The 18,744-nt window shown below is 51.6% G+C and carries 19 protein-coding genes and 1 tRNA gene; 18 read left to right on the forward strand and 2 right to left on the reverse strand.

Annotation, left to right across the window (positions count from 1 at the left end):
• Positions 1-193: 193 nt before the first annotated feature.
• The 12 genes from H3M12_RS05905 (at position 194) to H3M12_RS05960 (ending at position 9,714) form a co-directional block, all read left to right on the forward strand.
• Positions 194-1,660 (forward strand): nicotinate phosphoribosyltransferase, encoded by a 1,467-nt coding sequence (locus H3M12_RS05905; protein ID WP_129033266.1) that lies wholly within the window; start codon positions 194-196, stop codon positions 1,658-1,660.
• Between the two features lie 25 nt (positions 1,661-1,685).
• Entirely contained in the window at positions 1,686-2,519 is an 834-nt protein-coding gene (gene nadE, locus H3M12_RS05910) for an ammonia-dependent NAD(+) synthetase (protein ID WP_129033267.1), read from the forward strand.
• A gap of 12 nt (positions 2,520-2,531) precedes the next feature.
• Positions 2,532-2,966 (forward strand): hypothetical protein, encoded by a 435-nt coding sequence (locus H3M12_RS05915; RefSeq protein ID WP_129033268.1) that lies wholly within the window; start codon positions 2,532-2,534, stop codon positions 2,964-2,966.
• 58 nt (positions 2,967-3,024) lie between these two features.
• Complete coding sequence (locus tag H3M12_RS05920; RefSeq protein WP_129033269.1) at positions 3,025-3,510, forward strand: SprT family protein; 486 nt, start codon at positions 3,025-3,027, stop codon at positions 3,508-3,510.
• A gap of 13 nt (positions 3,511-3,523) precedes the next feature.
• The gene (gene thrB, locus H3M12_RS05925; protein WP_129033270.1) at positions 3,524-4,408 is read left to right on the forward strand and encodes a homoserine kinase; all 885 of its coding nucleotides are present in this window, start codon (positions 3,524-3,526) and stop codon (positions 4,406-4,408) included.
• 79 nt (positions 4,409-4,487) lie between these two features.
• Positions 4,488-4,572, forward strand: a tRNA-Leu gene (locus tag H3M12_RS05930).
• 280 nt (positions 4,573-4,852) lie between these two features.
• On the forward strand, positions 4,853-6,262 hold the full coding sequence (locus tag H3M12_RS05935) for an MATE family efflux transporter (RefSeq protein WP_225423571.1): 1,410 nt from the start codon (positions 4,853-4,855) through the stop codon (positions 6,260-6,262).
• Positions 6,263-6,354: 92 nt separating this feature from the next.
• Entirely contained in the window at positions 6,355-6,966 is a 612-nt protein-coding gene (locus H3M12_RS05940; protein WP_129033271.1) for an HAD family hydrolase, read from the forward strand.
• Between the two features lie 88 nt (positions 6,967-7,054).
• Positions 7,055-7,474 (forward strand): PTS sugar transporter subunit IIA, encoded by a 420-nt coding sequence (locus H3M12_RS05945; protein ID WP_129033272.1) that lies wholly within the window; start codon positions 7,055-7,057, stop codon positions 7,472-7,474.
• Positions 7,471-7,977 (forward strand): PTS system mannose/fructose/N-acetylgalactosamine-transporter subunit IIB, encoded by a 507-nt coding sequence (locus H3M12_RS05950; RefSeq protein ID WP_129033273.1) that lies wholly within the window; start codon positions 7,471-7,473, stop codon positions 7,975-7,977. Before H3M12_RS05945 ends, H3M12_RS05950 begins: the two co-directional genes overlap by 4 nt.
• A gap of 82 nt (positions 7,978-8,059) precedes the next feature.
• Positions 8,060-8,869, forward strand: coding sequence for a PTS sugar transporter subunit IIC (locus H3M12_RS05955; protein ID WP_225423572.1), 810 nt, complete (start codon positions 8,060-8,062; stop codon positions 8,867-8,869).
• A 17-nt stretch (positions 8,870-8,886) separates the two neighbouring features.
• Positions 8,887-9,714, forward strand: coding sequence for a PTS system mannose/fructose/sorbose family transporter subunit IID (locus H3M12_RS05960; protein ID WP_170955012.1), 828 nt, complete (start codon positions 8,887-8,889; stop codon positions 9,712-9,714).
• 84 nt (positions 9,715-9,798) lie between these two features.
• On the opposite strand, the gene H3M12_RS05965 is transcribed toward H3M12_RS05960, so the two are convergent.
• The gene (locus H3M12_RS05965) at positions 9,799-10,452 is read right to left on the reverse strand and encodes an EAL domain-containing protein (RefSeq protein WP_129033276.1); all 654 of its coding nucleotides are present in this window, start codon (positions 10,450-10,452) and stop codon (positions 9,799-9,801) included.
• Positions 10,453-10,850: 398 nt separating this feature from the next.
• On the opposite strand from H3M12_RS05965, the gene H3M12_RS05970 reads away from it, so the two are divergent.
• Both H3M12_RS05970 and H3M12_RS05975 read left to right on the forward strand, forming a co-directional pair.
• Entirely contained in the window at positions 10,851-12,044 is a 1,194-nt protein-coding gene (locus H3M12_RS05970; RefSeq protein WP_129033277.1) for an SAM-dependent methyltransferase, read from the forward strand.
• Between the two features lie 152 nt (positions 12,045-12,196).
• Complete coding sequence (locus H3M12_RS05975) at positions 12,197-12,541, forward strand: iron-sulfur cluster biosynthesis family protein (protein ID WP_170955013.1); 345 nt, start codon at positions 12,197-12,199, stop codon at positions 12,539-12,541.
• A gap of 151 nt (positions 12,542-12,692) precedes the next feature.
• On the opposite strand, the gene H3M12_RS05980 is transcribed toward H3M12_RS05975, so the two are convergent.
• On the reverse strand, positions 12,693-13,832 hold the full coding sequence (locus tag H3M12_RS05980; protein WP_129033279.1) for an LCP family glycopolymer transferase: 1,140 nt from the start codon (positions 13,830-13,832) through the stop codon (positions 12,693-12,695).
• Between the two features lie 367 nt (positions 13,833-14,199).
• On the opposite strand from H3M12_RS05980, the gene H3M12_RS05985 reads away from it, so the two are divergent.
• The 4 genes from H3M12_RS05985 to H3M12_RS06000 all read left to right on the forward strand — a co-directional run bounded on the left by H3M12_RS05985 (position 14,200) and on the right by H3M12_RS06000 (position 18,471).
• Positions 14,200-15,147, forward strand: coding sequence for an AEC family transporter (locus H3M12_RS05985; RefSeq protein WP_129033413.1), 948 nt, complete (start codon positions 14,200-14,202; stop codon positions 15,145-15,147).
• Positions 15,148-15,188: 41 nt separating this feature from the next.
• Positions 15,189-16,247, forward strand: a complete 1,059-nt coding sequence (locus H3M12_RS05990) for a DMT family transporter (RefSeq protein ID WP_182150510.1) — start codon at positions 15,189-15,191, stop codon at positions 16,245-16,247.
• Between the two features lie 206 nt (positions 16,248-16,453).
• Positions 16,454-17,125, forward strand: a complete 672-nt coding sequence (locus H3M12_RS05995; protein WP_129033415.1) for a 2,3-bisphosphoglycerate-dependent phosphoglycerate mutase — start codon at positions 16,454-16,456, stop codon at positions 17,123-17,125.
• Positions 17,126-17,241: 116 nt separating this feature from the next.
• The gene (locus tag H3M12_RS06000; RefSeq protein WP_129033416.1) at positions 17,242-18,471 is read left to right on the forward strand and encodes a serine hydrolase domain-containing protein; all 1,230 of its coding nucleotides are present in this window, start codon (positions 17,242-17,244) and stop codon (positions 18,469-18,471) included.
• The last annotated feature ends 273 nt before the right edge of the window (positions 18,472-18,744 follow it).

The following is an 18,744-nucleotide window of genomic DNA, read 5'->3' on the forward strand; positions in this document are numbered from 1 at the left end:
GAAGCCGGCTAAGTTGGCTGAATAATCATTAGCCAATTTGTAAGACAAATTAGTGGGCCGGTCATTTTGTTCCTGTTACTATTGAAATTAAGAATTTTTAGATTGGTTTCATGCTAAAATAGAACAGTTAAGTTTAATTGTCATGAGTCTGTGAATTAGTACAGTGAAACCTATAAGGAGAGTAAAATCCATTATGACGAACTTGTATCCTGACGATAGCTATACGCTCCATACGGATGCCTATCAAATCAACATGATCCAGACGTACTTCCAACAAGGCATTGCCAACAAGCACGCCGTTTTTGAGGTGTTCTTCCGTGACATGCCCTTTCACAACGGGTACGCCGTTTATGCGGGATTAGAACACGTGGTCCATTATATCCAAAAATTGCATTTTTCCCAAACGGATATTGATTACTTACGGGAAGCTGAAAACTATCCCGAAGAATTTTTAACTTACCTCAAGAACTTTAAGTTCACCGGGTCGATTCGCTCGGCCGTTGAAGGGGAACTGGTTTACGCCCACGAACCTATCTTACAAGTGGAAGGCCCATTAGCCGACTGCCAGTTAGTGGAAACGGCGATTTTGAACATTCTCAACTACCAAACTTTGATTGCGACCAAGGCAGCCCGGATTCGTTCCGTGGCCGGCAACGATGCGTTGATGGAGTTTGGGACACGGCGGGCTCAGGAATTTGATGCCGCCATCTGGGGAACCAGAGCCGCCTACATCGGTGGGTTTGACGCCACGTCGAACGTGCGGGCTGGTAAGCTTTTTGGGATTCCGATTAGCGGCACGCATGCCCACTCCTTGATTCAGACCTACGGGGATGATTACCAGGCCTTCAAGGCGTACGCTGAGACCCATCACGACTGTGTCTTTTTGGTCGACACCTACGACACGTTACGCAGCGGGGTACCGAACGCCATTAAGGTAGCCCAAGAGATGGGCGACCGCATCAACTTCCAGGGGGTGCGGATCGACTCTGGCGATATGGCCTACCTGTCAAAGCGGGTCCGGCAAAAGTTAGACGAAGCGGGCTTCCCGGACGCTAAAATCTACGCATCGAATGACCTGGACGAAAAGACGATTCAAAGCTTGAAGATGCAAGACGCCAAGATCGATGTGTGGGGCATCGGGACGAAGCTGATCACGGCCTTTGACCAACCAGCTTTAGGCGCCGTGTACAAGATGGTGGCCATTGCGGACGATGAGGGTCAGCTTAAACCGACCATCAAGTTGTCCAACAACGCCGAAAAGGTGACGACGCCTGGTAAGAAGCAAGTTTGGCGCATCACCAAGAAGACCGATGGCAAGACGGAAGGCGACTACGTTTCCTTAGTCGACGAAGACCCGCAAAACGAAGAGGCCCTGTACATGTTCCATCCAAGCTACACCTACATCAGTAAAACGGTGACGGACTTCAACGCCCGGCCGATTCTCCAGCCCATCTTTGCAGATGGGAAGCTGGTCTACAAGTTGCCGAGCTTGTCGGCGGTCCGGGACCGATGCCGCGGGGCCCTTGCCAACTTATGGCCTGAATACAAGCGGGACTTGAATCCACAAAAGTACCCGGTCGACTTGTCACAAAAGTGCTGGGACCAGAAGATGGCTATCATCAAGCAGATTCACAGTTACGTGCAAAAGATGCCGGAATAGACCGGTATTGAGGGGGTAATTCACGATGCGGGAACAACAAAAAGCAATCATTGAGGCCTTGAAGGTCCAACCAACGATCGACCCGGCCGCCGAGATTCGGCGGAGCGTCGACTTTCTCAAGGCTTATTTACAACAATACGATTTCATGAAGACCTTAGTCCTGGGGATTTCCGGGGGCCAAGATTCGACCTTAGTCGGGGCACTGTGTGAACAGGCCGTAACGGAACTCCGTCAAGAAACGGGCGATAACGATTACCGCTTCATTGCGGTCCGCTTACCTTACGGGGAACAGGCCGACGAGGCCGACGCAATGGCCGCTATCGACTTTATGGGCGCCGATGAGGTCCAACGGGTCAACATCCAACCGGCGACTGACGCCATGGAAGCGGCTGTGGCAGCAAACCAGGAAACCATCAGTGACTTTAACAAGGGTAATATCAAGGCTCGGCAACGGATGATCGCGCAATACGCGATTGCCGGTGCCCGTGCTGGAGCCGTCGTTGGCACCGACCACGCGGCCGAAGCCGTGACCGGGTTTTACACCAAGTACGGGGATGGCGCCACGGACATTTGTCCTATCTGGCGGCTAGATAAGCGCCAGGGGGCGGCCATGCTCGCCACCTTAGGCGCCCCGGAGCACCTGTATAAGAAGGTGCCGACGGCCGACCTTGAAGACGACCGGCCAGCTCTTCCCGATGAAGCGGCGTTAGGCGTGCGTTACACAGATATTGACGATTATTTGGAAGGCCGAACGGTTAGTCAGGCAGCCGCCGAGAAGATCGAGGCGTGGTACCATAAGACGGCCCACAAGCGCCACATGCCAGTCAATGTGTACGATACGTTCTGGCAGGACAAGTAAGGGAGGCAACCCATGCGAAAAGTTAATATGAGTACTTACATCGGCACCCTGTCCCAAGTCCTGCAGGGGACGGAAGACGAAGCCGACCAAATGAACACCGACTTTGAGACCGTCCGCAAGGCCTTGGATAACGGGACCGTGGCGGAGTTGACGGTGGCCGATTTGACCGACATCAAAACCCACTTTCAAGCGGGGACCACGGCGTACCAAGGCAAGCTGGACCAGTTGCAAAACGCCAGCGTGCCCGTCCGTATCCTGGGCAAGCACAAAGCGTTAGTGGCGGCTTACCGGACCTACGTAGCAGGCTGTCAGTCGATGACGGATAGCCTCGATGCTGACCAACAAACAGTGGATCAAGCGGCCTTTGATGCAGCAGAAAAGACACAGGAGAACGCGATGACCAAGGTCACCGCGGCGACTCAGCGGATTATGACCAGCGTGCAGTAGGCAATCGAATCGTCACGAGTCGCGCCGCATAACGTGGTATCATGGAAGGGATGGTTAGGTGACCAATCTTGAATTGCAGCGGTTAGTGGAGCAAATCTCAATGGCCAGTTTTCACCGGCCCTTCCGGCACCAAGCCACGTTCAACGCCCGCTTGAAGACCACTGGTGGCCGTTATCGGTTACAGGACCATAATTTGGAACTCAACCCAAAGATGCTAAGTGAACACGGTCGCGCGACCCTGATTGGGGTCATCAAGCATGAGTTGTGTCACTATCATCTCCACTTGGCTGGTCAATCGGGGCAGCATCGGACTAAGGCGTTCCAGCAACTTCTGGCACGAGTTGGCGGATTGCGTTACGCCCCGGCCCCAAGCACTACGGTGCACCGCAAACGTCGTTTTCAAGTTTACGTGTGCACGCAGTGTGCGCAACGCTACTACCGACTCCGGCGGATTGATGTGACGCGACTAGTCTGTGGTCGGTGTCGCGGGCGTTTGCAGTATCAAGGGACGGTCCTAGCCACGCAACGACCACAAGAGACATAAGGGGGAATGGCAGATGGGTAAGACAATTATTCGAGTTCCCGCTACGGCGGCGAACCTGGGCCCAGGCATTGATTCTATTGGGGCGGCTTTACACTTGTATTTGACCGTCATCATCGAAGAAAAAACCGAAAATTGGCGGGTCAACCACGCTTTAGGAACGGATATTCCACGTGATGAGCATAACCTGATGGTCCAAACAGCTCTGAAGGTTAACCCCAAGTTGACGCCGCATCAGTTGACCGTAATGTCTGATATCCCGGTTTCCCGGGGATTGGGTAGCTCGACCAGTGCGTTGATTGCGGGGATTAAGATTGCCAATGAATTAGGCGAAATGGACCTCAGCATTGCCGACCAACTAAACTGGGCGGTCAAGTTAGGCGGCGCCTTGGATAACGTGGCGCCCGCTTTGTTGGGCCAGGCTGCTGTGGCCACTGTGGATGCGGCGGGCCAGGCAGATGCGTTGCAGTTGCCTTTACCGAATCTGTCAGCGTTGGTCTTCATTCCCGCGCAGACGCTCTTAGCCAATAAGAGTCGGGCGGCACTGCCTAAGCAGGTCAGCTTCAAGAAGGCGGTCCATGCTAGTGGGGTAGCCAACGTTTTGGTCGCGGCGGTGTTAGAAAATAAGTGGGACTTAGCGGCGAAGATGATCGAACGCGATGAGTTCCACGAACAGGCGCGTTCACAACTGGTGCCGGAGTTAAAACTCATTCGCGAAACGGCCCACGACCTGGGCATTAGTGGCACCTACCTCAGTGGGGCCGGCCCAACAGTCGTCACGCTGGGGTCACAGGCTAAATTGACCCTGTTACGTAACAAATTGACCACCCACGATTTACCGGGGAGCCTGCGCATCATCCCATTGGATGAGCACGGCGCCACGGTCTTGACGGATGCTTAAAGCATAAAAATTCAAATAACTCACAAAAAGGGATTGCGAGGACCATTTCCATTTGGTATACTATCTCTTGTGAGTTAACGCGGCCATGGCGGAATTGGCAGACGCGCAAGATTAAGGATCTTGTCGGGGTAAACCCGGTGGAAGTTCGAATCTTCTTGGCCGCACTAATTGGATTAAAAATCGTTACCTTCGGGGTAGCGATTTTTTTATGCCCACATTTGGGCAGTTTATGTGACAAAAGGATAACAATTACGGGTTGCAATCGTTTTTAGGCGGTTTGGCTCTTCCCAAGTGCGTCAGAAGGGCGTAGAATACTGCTTTAAATGTTCGTACAAATTTTCTGAAAATTGTGTGAGCTTTTTAGGTGACAATTCTGCTGAGAGGCGGTATAGTAATGGTCCTGTGCTTGAAAACACGGGCAAAATTTTCAAAGGAGGTCGGCATATGAACGACTTAACCACGGGGAAGCCCTTAAAGCTTATTTTCTTTTTTACGATTCCACTGTTAATAGGTAATTTATTCCAACAATTATATAACGTTTCTGATACCGTGGTTGTCGGGCAGACTTTGGGGGTCAAAGCCCTGGCCGCAGTCGGCGCCACGGGGTCCATTAACTTTTTGATTATTGGGTTCGCTCAAGGTCTGACTGCCGGGTTAGCCATCATTACCGCGACGCGTTACGGCGCTCGTGATTATCACGGCGTGCGGCGGTCGTTTGCGGCGAGCATTGTCATTTCGATTTTAATGACGATTGTCTTGACGGCGTTGGCCCTGACATTTGTCGACCCTATTTTGAAGTTGATGCAAACGCCAGCGTCCATTTTTGCTAATGCGCGGACGTTCATCAGCATTATCTTCATCGGGATTTTTGCGTCAATGGCCTTCAACCTGCTCTCGAACATTATTCGGGCGCTGGGTGATTCGCGGACGCCACTGATTTTCTTGGTCATCGGGACCATCGTCAACGTTGTTTTGGAACTCCTCTTCATTCTGGTTTTCCACATGGGCGTGGCCGGTGCCGGTTGGGCGACCGTGATCTCACAGGTCGTGGCTTCTTTATTGTGCGTCTTGTATATTATGCGCTCAATCCCGGTTCTGCACATCTCTAAGTCCGACTTTACGGTCACTATCAAGGAACTCTGGGACCACTTCTCCACTGGGATGCCGATGGGCTTTCAACTCTCCATCATTGCCATTGGGACGATGGTGATGCAGGCAGCATTGAACTCCTTAGGGACCGATTCCGTAGCGGCTTCCACGGCAGCGTCCAAGGTTGACCAACTGTGCTCGTTGCCGATGTCCTCGTTTGGGGTCACCATGGCGACTTTCGCGGCCCAAAACTTTGGGGCCGGCAAGTATGGCCGGATCCTCGAAGGGGTTAAGAAGACCCTCTGGTTATCTGGCATCTTTGCGGTCGCTGCGGGAAGCTTAGTCATCTTCTTTGGCAAGCCAATCGTCACGTTGATCATCGGGACTGCCGATGAACACGTTATTCAATTATCCCAGACCTACTTCAACATCATTGGGAGCACTTACCTCTTGTTGAGTGTCCTGTTCATCATTCGAAATACCCTGCAGGGCTTAGGTCGGCGGGTACTGCCAACTCTAGCTGGGGTCGGCGAATTGACCATGCGGGTCTTTGCCGCTTTGTTTATGGTCGAGGCCTTTGGTTATAGCGGGGCCGTTTCGGCGGAACCACTGGCTTGGTTAGGCTCCTGCGCTATCTTGGTGCCATCCTGGATTCGGGCCGTACACCAACTGCGGAACTTGAAGCGTTCCGAAGACTTCTTGTCAGCGGACCAAGCGGACGAAGCCGCGGTTCCGACCGACGCGCAACCGAAGTTTGAGTCGTAAATTTAAAAGCATGCTACACTAGGGAAGGTGATCATAAGCGATCAGCTTCCCTTTTTTGATGGATTCATTAACTAGTAATCAAGGAGGCAACTATGAAAAGTTTTATTTTTGATATTGATGGCACCTTACTGGACACCGAGGCGATGTACATCAAGTCGCTGCAGGCGATTCTACACGAACGGGGGATGGATCGTCCCTACGCGGAACTGGCCACGACCTTTGGCATTCCCAGTCGTGACGCCTTGATTCGTTTGCAGGTGCCCGATGTCGAGGAGGTATTGGCGTTGTGGGGGCCCCGGACAGCCGATTATCGTGCAACCGTTGCGGTCTACGACGGGGTCAAAGCCGCGTTACAAGCGTTGCAGACGCGGGGGGCCCAACTGGCCATCATGACATCGAAACGTCGGTTTGAATACGACCGAGACGTGGTCCATGAGGGGTTGGCCCCTTACTTTAGTCAGGCCGTGGTCGCCGAAGATGTGGCCCACGGCAAGCCCGCACCAGATGGCATCTTACTAGCCATGCAACGGCTAGGAGCCGACCCAGCCAGCACGGTTTATGTGGGTGACACCCTGTATGACGTCGAGGCGGCCCACGCGGCGCAAGTCGAATTCGGACTGGCGGCTTGGAATGGCAAGCACCCGGATTTGGTACCCGATGTCTCCTTTCAGACCCCGGCCGAAATGCTGAGATTATTGGGTTAGGGTTACGGAGTAAGGTAGATGTAACCGCTCTTTTATGCTATATTAAAGTCAGTCTAAATTTAAAAGGAAACGTTGAAGAGGTGGCAGCATGCTGGCCATAATTGTAACGGGACATGGAGATTTTGCCCACGGCATTTTGCAAAGTGCCGAAATGATTTTTGGAAAGACACATAACGTTGCGGCCGTCTCATTGGCGGCTAATGAGAGTATCGAAACGCTGACGCAGCGCTATCAACACGCGATTGATCAGATGACGGCCATGACGGAACTCTTATTTTTGGTCGACCTTTGGGGCGGCTCACCGTTCAACACGGCGAGTCAACTAGTGGCGACGCATCCGCGGACCTACGGGTTACTGGCGGGCGTGAACCTGCCCATGTTGATTGAAGCCTTGGCTTTACAGCAACAATCTTTAGATCAGGTGATCCCGCACCTAGAGCAAACGGCGCGGGGCGGGATTCGCCACTTAGATTTACAACTAGATATGGGAGATGACGACTTACTATGACAATGGCGATTCAACTCGCACGGGTCGACAGTCGGTTGCTTCACGGCCAAGTAGCGACGGTGTGGACGAAAGCCGTTCGGCCCAACCGTATCCTGGTCGTTTCCGATACGGTGGCGCAAGATAAGTTACGTAAAACGCTGATTCTGCAGGCGGCCCCGCCGGCCGTGAAGGTCAACGTGATTCCGAGCGCCAAAATGGTTCAGATTTACCGGGACGCCCGGTTCGATGGCTTTCGGCCGTTGATTTTGACCGAAACGTTGCCTGAAATGGCAGCGCTAGTGGCGCAGGGTATCGATCTCAAGGCCACGGGGGTCAACGTGGGTAACTTGGCGTACACGCCGCATCGCACGATGTTGACGCCCAGTGTGGCGGCTGATGATCAGGATGTCCAGGCGGCGCGTCAATTGCAGGATGCTGGGGTGACCGCGTATACCCAGACGGTTCCCACGGATCACCAACAGAACTTCTTGGTGCTGGCCGCCAAAAAAGGCCTCACACAATAGGTTAAACGTCTGGCAGCCTCACTCAGGATTGCGCCTGAGCGAGGCCTTTTTGTGACAACGATTGATGAAGGGATCGAGAAATGTGAGTGGTAGGATTATCGCCGTGCTGATCATTGCCTTTCTGGCGGGATTAGATGGCGTGGTAGATGAATGGCAATTCCAACAGCCAATTGTCGCCTGTACCTTGGTAGGGCTTGCTTTAGGCCAGCCGCTGACGGGGGCGGCTTTGGGCGCGTCACTACAATTGATTACGTTTGGCTGGATGAACATTGGCACTTCGGTGGCCCCCGACCCGGCGCTAGCCGCGGTCATCACGGCTTGGTGGGTCGCGGGGACCGCCCAACTGCCCGTGGAAATGGGGGTCATCTTGGCTTTGCCGTTGGCCTGGGTCGGCCAACTCAGCACCCTGGGCTTACGTCAGCTGATTATTCCCTTGGTGAACCGTGCTGATCAAGCCGCTACCGCCGGAGACCTGCACCGCATCAGTCGGTTACAGGTAGTAAGTGCTGGCTTGCAAGGCTTACGGACGTTATTGCCAGCGGCGCTTTTGATGAGCCTGCCAGCTGACTGGTTAACCGCGGGGTACCACCTGTTGCCCGCGGTTTTGCGGGGCGGCTTTCGGGTGGCTGCAGGCGCGTTGGTCGTGGTCAGTTTTGCAATGGTGATCAACACTATGGCCACTCGTAAACTTTGGCCATTTTTCTTTCTGGGCTTTGCTTTGGCAACGGACCAGCGCTTAAGTTTGTTGGCACTAGGCATGATTTCGATTGCTTTAGCTGTGTTGTACGTGCAGTGGCCCAACCACACCGGGTCGGGACCCAATTCGCCGACCGGAAAAACTCCGGAGACGACCGATGACGAGGCGTTGGACCGGGAACTCGATGATTTTTGATGAAGGAAGTGGCAAGTATGGCGACACCTAAACAGTTGTCTAAGACCCTCACGTTGGGGGACCAGTTACGGATCTTTGGGCGTTCGGGACTGGAACAAGCGGCCTGGAATTACCCGCGCTTACAAAATCTGGGCTTTTGCTACATCATGATTCCAGCCATTAAACGGCTGTACACCCAACGTATGGATCAGGCTACTGCAGCGACGCGACATTTGGTGGCGTTCAACACCATGCCTTATATGCAATCGCTGATTACGGGGGTGACTTTATCACTAGAAGAGCAACGGGCAAACGGCCAAGCCCTCACGGATGCAGATATCAACGCCGTTAAAGTGGGGATGATGGGGTCGTTAGCTGGTGTGACCGATCCCGTGTGGTGGGGCACCTGGCGCCCCATTTTAAGTGCCTTTGCGGCAAGTTTAACGCTTAGTGGTCTAGGTATCCTGGGTCCGGTAGTGTTCTTCGTGAGCTGGAACATTGTGCGCTTAGGGTTTCGTTGGTGGGCCCAACGCTGGGGTTATCGGCACGGGTTAGATGTCATTCAAGACCTGGGAACCGGTATTTTACAGAAACTTACGCTCGGGGCGTCACTCGTAGGACTCTTCATGATGGGAGCGATGATTCCGCGGTGGGTCAAGCTGACCTTAAAACCAATGTTGACTACTGATCACCAAACGGGTTACTCCCTTCAGACCCTGTTGAATCAATTGTTGCCAGGTCTTTTACCGTTAGTCGCTACCTTGGGATGCGTATGGTTGTTACATCATCGGGTTAAACCCTTCTGGTTGTTGATAGGAGTCTTAGGTTTGAGTATCTTGGGTTACTGGCTAGGATGGTTAGCTTAACCCCGTTAAAATTAAAGCGGACTTCTCAGGGATTGGTGCCGTGAGAAGTCCGCTTTTTAAGTGGTATTAAATTGATTGATTGAATTATGCGGTGACCAAAGCAGGTTTACCGTATAAATAGCCCTGATGCAATGTGATGCCATAATGATGGGCTAAGGCTTGGTCTTGGCCAGTTTCAATCCCTTCCAAGATGATTTCTAGGTGGTGTTCCCGGGCGACTTTAGTCCAAAACGTTAGCTCGGGTTGAATCGCTGCGGGCTTGTGCTGTGCCCGAAAATTCTGCATGGCAAACTTGATCTCATCGACGCATGGTAATAGCGACTTGACGTTATGGTAGGTGTTGACGCCCGTGCCGACGTCATCTAATCCCAGCTGGATGTCCGCGCGATGAAGCGTGGCACTAAAGGGAATCAACTCGGATAATTTGGGCGCCTCCGTGTGTTCAATGACCAACGGTACCGTCCCTAGTTGGTGCTTTAACTTCACGATGGTCGTGAGCGTTTGGGGGTCTTGGAACTGTTGGCGATTGAGGTTGAATGCCAGGCGTTGATTGGTCGTGGCAACGTTCAGGGCTGTCGCCGTTTGTTGGAGCAACCGGGCCTGGTCTGGGACCGAGATGGCCGTAAATGAGGCGGGGAGAACCCAGACGTGACGCTTTTGTTGACGTAACAGGACCTCGTAGCCGAAAATTCGGTGGCGAGCCTGATCAACTTGTGGTTGGGCAAAGAACCGATACATCGACAAGTCACTTCCTTTGAAAACCCAATGATAACGCCTTCAGCATAGCACAATCTCAAAACTAAGCAAGCCCATAGAAGGTTTATGGGGATAATAAGTTTAACGAGTAATCATAAAAACAGCCGATAGTGCTAAATATGCTTGTTCCGATGGTTGAACCTTTGTCTGTATAAATTTTAAATTGATTTATAAAAGGCCTTGCTGATGTTAATACTTTAGAAGCCACCGGCGGCTAACTCCCTACTGGCCGTTGACGTTGGTGAGTCAATTGACGATGATGGGTTAATTAGTTTATATTAAAGAGGATATTCAATAGATTTTCTGTAATGGTTTCCAGCGCCCACCCGGCAGGGGGAACGGTGAAAATTAATAGTTGAGTTGAGGAGATTGATAGTGCTATGTTAGAAAAAACGATGTACCGGCGACTGTTTAGTCACGCGTTTGATATCACGATTCAAGTCACGTATTGGGATGGCAAGACCGAAACTTACGGTGACGGTGACCCCGTCATCAAGGTCCGGTTGAACAAGGAGATCCCCTTGAAAGCCATGACCGATAAGCCAACGCTGGTATTGGGCGAAGCTTACATGAATAAAGATATTGAAATCGATGGCAGCATCCAAGAGCTAGTGGCTTCGGCTTACCGCAAAGCCGGGAGTTTTCTGAAGAACAATAGTTTCTTGAAGCATTTGCCGAAGGTGTCCCACTCAGAAAAGAGCAGTCAAAAGGATATTCAAAGCCATTACGATATTGGTAATGATTTTTACGAGCTGTGGTTGGATAAGACATTGACCTACTCGTGTGCCTACTTTGAGCACGATGACGACACGTTGACGCAAGCTCAACTGAACAAGGACCGCCATATTTTGCGGAAGCTGGCACCCAAAGCGGGCCAGAGCTTGCTAGATATCGGCAGTGGTTGGGGAACGTTACTCTTCATGGCGGCCGAAGAATTCGACTTAAAAGCCACGGGGATTACGTTGAGCCAGGAACAATACGACTACACCAAGGAACAGATCAAGGCACGGCACTTGGAAGGTAAAGTTGACATCTTACTGGAAGATTACCGTGAAGTGAAGGGCCAGTACGATTACGTGACGTCGGTCGGCATGTTCGAACACGTTGGCAAGGAAAACTTAGGTCTCTACTTCCAGAAAGTCCACGATTTCTTGGTTCCCGGTGGTCGGGCTTTGATTCACGGTATCACCGGTCAGCACCAGGGGGCCGGCGTCGATCCGTGGATTACCAAGTACATCTTCCCAGGTGGTTATATTCCTAACGTTGCCGAAAATCTGACGCACATCATGGATGCCCAGCTACAATTTTCAGACATTGAACCCTTGCGCCGGCACTACCAAAAGACACTAGAATGCTGGTACCACAACTATGAACAGGTCCGATCACAAGTTATCGCCAAGTACGGTGAAACCTTCGATCGCATGTGGAGCTTGTACTTACAAGCTTGTGCAGCGTCCTTTGAAGCTGGCAACATTGACGTCATGCAGTACTTACTGGTCAAGGCCCCGAGCGGCACCGGGTTACCAATGACGCGGGACTACGTCTACACGGATCAAGCAAAAGTTAAGGCGTAATGCGGTCCATATCACCTTCAAATGAAGCCGGCTATTCTCACCTTATAAACTTGCGAGTGTAATCGTTTTATACCACGTCGTTAATTGTGGTAACTTAGGGGTGTTGACAGGATAACCAGATACTATGGTTTAGGTTTGAAGGAGGAACGATGATGGATATCACGATTAAAGACGAAGCCAAGGACTACTTAGCTGATAAAATCATTGATGGTGGCTATATCTTCTTAGTTGCCGACGATGGCTCTAATAAGTTCTCGGACGTTGGTGGCACCTGCACCATCGGCAATGCGTTCAAGTTAGTCTTCAGTAAGTCAGAAGATGCTGACTATACGGTAGCGTTGACCAACAACGTGGGGTATAAACTCTACACGTCGAAAAACGAGTTACCATACCTGGGCAACGGATTGACGTTGACGTTTGCCAACCGTCAATTAGTCTTGAAGGACGATAGCGGCACGTTGGACAGTGCCGTCGCTAAGGGCAAAGCTAAGAATTAACCTTTAAAAGAGCAATCTCGATTGACGAGATTGGCACTAAACGGACCAGGGGATAATTTCCCCTGGTCCGTTTTTTGCGCAACCGCCAAAAATCAAAAAAGGGGCCCAATTCGCAGTGAATTGGGCCCCTCTGAATCGTTATCAATTAAAATTAGTAACCGTAACCGTTAGTCGTGGTGCTACTACTGTAGCTATAGCCGTAGCCACTATCGGTACCTGTGGTTGAAGTCGTATCGGTCGCGGCATCAGTGGTGAATTTCTTAGTGCTTTTAAGTCCTAGGGTCTTGCGAATGTGATTTGAGACCTTGCGTAATTCCTTGTTGGTTGGCACTTGATAAGAGCCCCCATCAATCATTGCGTCTTGTCCCTGGAGGGTCTCTGACTTGATATGGTGGGAGGCGTCACCGTACTTCGCCCGAATCTGCATCAGATCATCGAAGGTCAAGTCGGTCTTCAAATTCCCATCAAGCGACTTGAGAATTTTTTGGTAGCGGGTAATTGACGATAAGCCCGCGGCCTTGACCACTAGTTTTTGAAGCACTTGGCGTTGGCGCTTTTGCCGACCGTAATCTCCATTAGGATCATCGTAGCGCATCCGTGAGTAGGAAAGGGCTTGTTTCCCGTTCAAGTGGACCTTGACACCTTTCTTCACGTTAGCTTGGGCGTACTTGAAGGTCAGTGGTGGCACGACATCGACTCCGCCGACCGCGTTGACCATCTTCTCTAGCCCGCCCATGTTGACGATAGCGTAGAAGTCGATAGGGATGTCCAGTAAGTTTTCGACCGTCTTCACGGCACCACTAGCGCCCCCAATGGTGTAAGCCGCGTTGATTTTTTGCACGGAAGCGTTGGTACCGGAACCGACCGTGACCCGGGTGTCCCGCGGAATACTGGTCAGATAAGCAGTCTCCTTTTGCGGATTGATGGTGGCGACCATCATGGTATCAGTCCGGCCAACGTCAGACCGGCCCAGAGCCCCGGTATCCGTCCCCATCATCAAAATGGAGAAGGGTTTGTTCTTCTTCAAAACGTTGGAAACGTTTCGGCTCTTGGTCATTTTAGAAGATTGGTAGGTCTCACTAAAAGTTTTCTTAGCGGAGGACCACGCGTGATACCCATAGGCGAGTCCTGCGGATAAGAAGACTAATAAAATGGCCACAATGACCCACAAGATGGGTCGATGTGGATGGACCTTAGGCGATTTAAAATGTGAGTTACGGTCTGAACGGCGGTCATAGACTTGTTCAAAGTCCTCCGGTGACCTCTGCCGGTTACTTCCATTGTTCGGCATAATTTATTCCCCATTTTTGTCAAAAATCTTTACCCATTATAAAACGGAACGTCACCGAATTGAGAAAGGCGCGCCGTTCCTTAACAAGATTTTAATACCCTGTTAGTCAAATGATTGCCCTAATTCATTTATTACACCATAGATTTGGACTTTCGTAAATGGTTTAGTAGGTGAGTTAGCAGTCCGATTTGGCCGGTTCAGGTTGAAAAGCGGACACGCTTGTGAAGTTGTCAAGGGGGCACAAAGGCTGCTAAGAATGGATTTGGAACCGATTACTTAACAAGCCAAATTGAGAAATGTGCTATACTGGGTGGCGTTACTTAAGAATGTTTAATTTTTTATGATAATGACTGAGGAGGGTCGCAAAATGGGGGTCTTTGTTCATAGTGTGTCCGGCGTGCTTATTATTTTAGTAATGATTGCGCTGGGCTACGTTTTGGCGCGCCGGGGCTGGTTCGATGACCAGGCGCCCAAGCTGATTGCTCGGCTGGTCACTCAAATTGCTTTACCAGCTTACATGATCAGTACCATTACCTCGAAATTTACGGCGGCCAAGCTGAAAAGTACCTTGCCAGACTTACGGTTTCCCATCGTGTCGATGCTGATTATGTTTGGGTTGTCGATTATTGCGTACCATTTGTTACGCATTAATCCCCAACACCGAGGACTTTTTGAATCGATGTTTCTAAATTCCAACACCGTTTTCGTCGGCTTACCGGTCAACATGGCCCTGTTTGGGTCGAAAAGCTTGCCGTACGTACTGGTCTACTACATGGCCAACACCACGTTTTTCTGGACGCTCGGGGTCTACTTGATCCAACGCGACGGCCAGGGGAGCGCGGAATTTAGTTTAAAAGCGACCTTGAAAAAGGTCTTTTCGCCACCGCTGTTAGGGTTCATGGTGGCCGTTGCGCTGGTCTTATTGGGCATCGAACTGCCCAATTGGATCATGCAAGACTTCAATTATATTGGTAACCTGACCATTCCGCTGTCGATGATCTTTATCGGGACCGCGATTGCGGGGGCCGGGCTCCAAAATATCCGTATCGACCGCGACAGTCTGGGCATCTTACTGGGGCGGTTTATCATTGCGCCCTTATTGATGGCTTGTCTGGTGCTGCCCACGCACATGCCGATACTCATGAAACAAGTTTTTATTCTACAGGCGGCCATGCCAGTCATGACCAACGCCCCGGTAGTCTCGAAATTATACCACGCCGATGCTGATTATGCGGCGATCATGGTAACCGAAACGACCCTCCTAAGCTTAGTGGTGATTCCGATTTTAATGGTCATCGTTCAGCACGTCGCTTAGTCGACTGCCTGACACTTATTTAAAGGAGAGTTTCTGTCGTTTTGAGAAAAACAATGCTGTATATTTTATTTTCAACGTTGATGTTTAGTTCCATGGAAATTGCGCTCAAAGCTGCGGGTGGGGCGTTCAATCCCATTCAACTAAATTTGATTCGCTTTTTTATTGGCGGAATCGTCTTACTGCCCATTGCATTAAAGGCGCTCGCTAAGCAGCAACATCATTTGACCCGGCAAGACTGGGCCTTATTTGCCCTAACGGGGCTGGTCTGTGTCATCATTAGTATGACGCTCTACCAGTTGGCCATCACGGTCGACCAAGCGTCGACGGTGGCCGTGCTCTTTAGCTGTAACCCTGTGTTTGCGCTCATCTTCTCGTATTTGATTTTGCACGAACGGCTGGGCCGGGCGAACCTGATCGCCGTGGTGGTCTCCATCATTGGCCTGGTCATTATCGTGAACCCGGCGCATTTGACCAATCCACTGGGGTTGGCGCTGGCCATTGGGTCTGCGTTGACCTTCGGGTTGTACAGTATCGTTTCTAGGTGGGGGTCGGTGCGGCACCACTTCAACGGGATTACCATGACCTGCTTCACGTTTTTGGCAGGATCCATCGAGTTACTGGTAATTATGCTACTGACGCACATTCCCGCCGTAGCTAACGGGTTGAATAGCGTCAACGGGTTACAAGACTTTGTGGCGATGCCGATTTTAAAGAACGTTAGCCTGGAATACTTCTGGCTATTGTTCTTCATCGGGGTCTGCGTCACGGGTGGGGGCTTTGCCTTCTACTTTCTGGCGATGGAACGCTCCGATGTTTCCACGGCGTCACTGGTCTTCTTCATCAAACCCGGCTTAGCGCCAATTTTAGCGGCGTTATTGCTCCACGAGCGCATCTTGACGAATACCATTGTGGGGATTGTGGTCATCCTGATTGGCTCAGTCATCACCTTCATGGGGAACCGGGTCAAGGCGCGCGAATCGCAATTGGCAGCCAAGCAGGCTGAAATGGCAGCGAGTGACTTTCAATCAGCGGACGAGACCGACGGCTTGGATGCCGACTTGCCACACGCTAACACCACTACTGAAAATGATAATTATTAAGTTAATCATCCAACCGGTGATGCCCACTAAAGCTTTTGGCGGTTGAGTCACCTAACGGCCCGGCACACGTTGCCGGGCCGTTTTTAGTTGAGCGAGTAAGGTCGCCTAAGATGGGTCAGTCAACACCCAAACCAGTTGGCTTAGCTTCCCTTAAGGGCTATGGTATCATAGGCAGTGTATTTGGAAGAGAAAGGGAGCGTGACGGCATGGCAACGTTAGTCATTTTACGACATGGCGAAAGTGTCGCGAATCGAGATAATATTTTTACGGGATGGAGTGACGTGCCCCTAACGGCTAAGGGGCGAAAGCAGGCCCAACAAGCTGGCGAAATCGTCGCGCAGACCGGCATACGGTTTGAGGCGTTACACACCTCGATGCTCCAGCGGGCCATCGTCACGGCCAACATCGTCTTAGAGTGCATTGACCAGCTTGAGATTCCTGAGTATAAATCTTGGCGGTTGAACGAACGGCATTACGGGGCCTTACGGGGCCAAAATAAGGCCGCGGTCAAGGCCCAAGTCGGCGCCAATCAACTCAAAATCTGGCGCCGGAGCTTCAACGTGGTGCCGCCCTTACTGGAGACGGTGCACCAAGACCGGCGCTATGACCGCTTCAGCCCGCATCTGGAGCCACGCGGGGAAAGTCTAGAGATGGCTTACGACCGCCTATTACCTTATTGGGTCAATCAGGTGGCCCCCCGACTATTGGCCGGCAAAAACCAACTGATCGTGGCCCACGGTAGTACGTTGCGGGCACTTATCAAGTACTTGGATCGGGTGCCGGACGCCGACATCGCCAAGGTGGAAGTAGCCAACGGGGAGCCAATTCGTTATGACTTCGATGCCCACTTGAACGTCTTGGCCAAGACACCATTATAATTTAATTTGTTAGACCTTTAAGTTGGTTAAAGCAATAGGGGAAAGGATTGTGTTTAACCAACTTTTTCGTATAATCAGGGGTAATAGTGAAACGATTTTCAGGGGGGAGTTTCAACATGAATCGGCGAAATTTGGGGCACTGGCTCATTTTACTGGTGGTTTTAGGGGGTATCGGGGGTGTCGTGTACGGCGTACATCAGCTAGACGCTACTGACCAGCGCGAGGTCGCGGCCGTCAATCACAAGCACGTCAAGCAGTCGCGCCACGCCATCCAAACGGATGCAGACCAGAGTCAGGCGCACCGAGCGAAGAAGGTCACGGCCTTTGACCGCAAGAATCTGGGGCAAAAGACGCCGCAATTAACGGCGCAGATCAACCAAACGTTGACCGGCCATCGTTTCGTGGGGACGGCGTTGGTGGTCAAAAACGACCGGGTCGTTTATCAGCGGGCCTTTGGCTACGCCAACATGGTCAAACGCCAGAAGAACCGGGTGGACACGCAGTACTTGATCAATTCGGTCCAGAAGTCCTTGACGGGTTACTTGGTCGTGCGCGCAGTCCAAGCGGGCCAGTTACAGCTGACGGACCGCTTACACCAGTACTACCCGCAAATCAAGCATAGCGACCAGATCACCATCCGCCAGTTGCTCGACATGACCGGTGGGGTGGTGGGGGACATCGAATCGAACACCACGCTGACCGAAAAGGAGGTCTACCAGACCGCCGCCAAAACGGCGACCATCCTGCCGGATAAAATCGGTCAATTTGATTACCAACCCATCAGTTTCGTGTTATTGGCGGGCATTTTACGCCAGGTGACGCACGAATCGTATTACCGGTTGTTCTACCAACAACTGGTCACGCCGCTAGACTTGAACCACACCAGTTTTGCGCAACTCCAGCGTAAGACCAAGCACCGGACCATGAGTTACGGGGGCAACCAACCGGGCGTCTACCAGGAAGCCCACGTTCCGGCGACTAGCGATATGGCCGTCGAAGTGGCGACCGGGAACGCGACCATGAGTGCCGGTGACTTGTTCCGGGCCGAACGGGCGGTGATTCAAGGTAAGCTCTTGTCGACACCGACCGGGGCTCAGATCTTACATCAGGCGGCGAGTGATAGTCACTATGCAGGGGGGCTTTATCATTTAGGTCGTACCGGCTATTACGGGCACGGCCTGGGGGACTTTTACGAAAGTACCTTTGTCCTGAGTCGCAACGGCAAGACGGGCGTGGTCTTTTTATCGAATAGTTTTGAAAAACGGACCATGTACCCGAAGTGGTCCACCGAACAGGCGGCGCTGGATTTGTTTGCCGCGGTGAACCAAGCGAAAAAATTGAAATAAATGGAGAAGCATGTGTTGAGACTAAAAATTAGGTGTGAGCTGGGGCCCAAGAGGCAACCGGATCACACCTATTTTTTAATCTAAAATGGACTTGATAAGTCATGGTGTTGGGGGGATAAATCTTAGGTATTACTTGGTGATTTACGGTATACTGAAATTACGAGTTAACTAAAAACGGCCTAAAGCGATTTTGAGAATGCCGGTCTGATGGGATTTCTTTAGGGTGTTCCCCACGTATGTAGGGGTGATTCCTACCCGGTTGATTTCTTTGGT

This window comes from Levilactobacillus suantsaii (genome assembly GCF_014069315.1).
Lineage (GTDB): Bacteria > Bacillota > Bacilli > Lactobacillales > Lactobacillaceae > Levilactobacillus > Levilactobacillus suantsaii.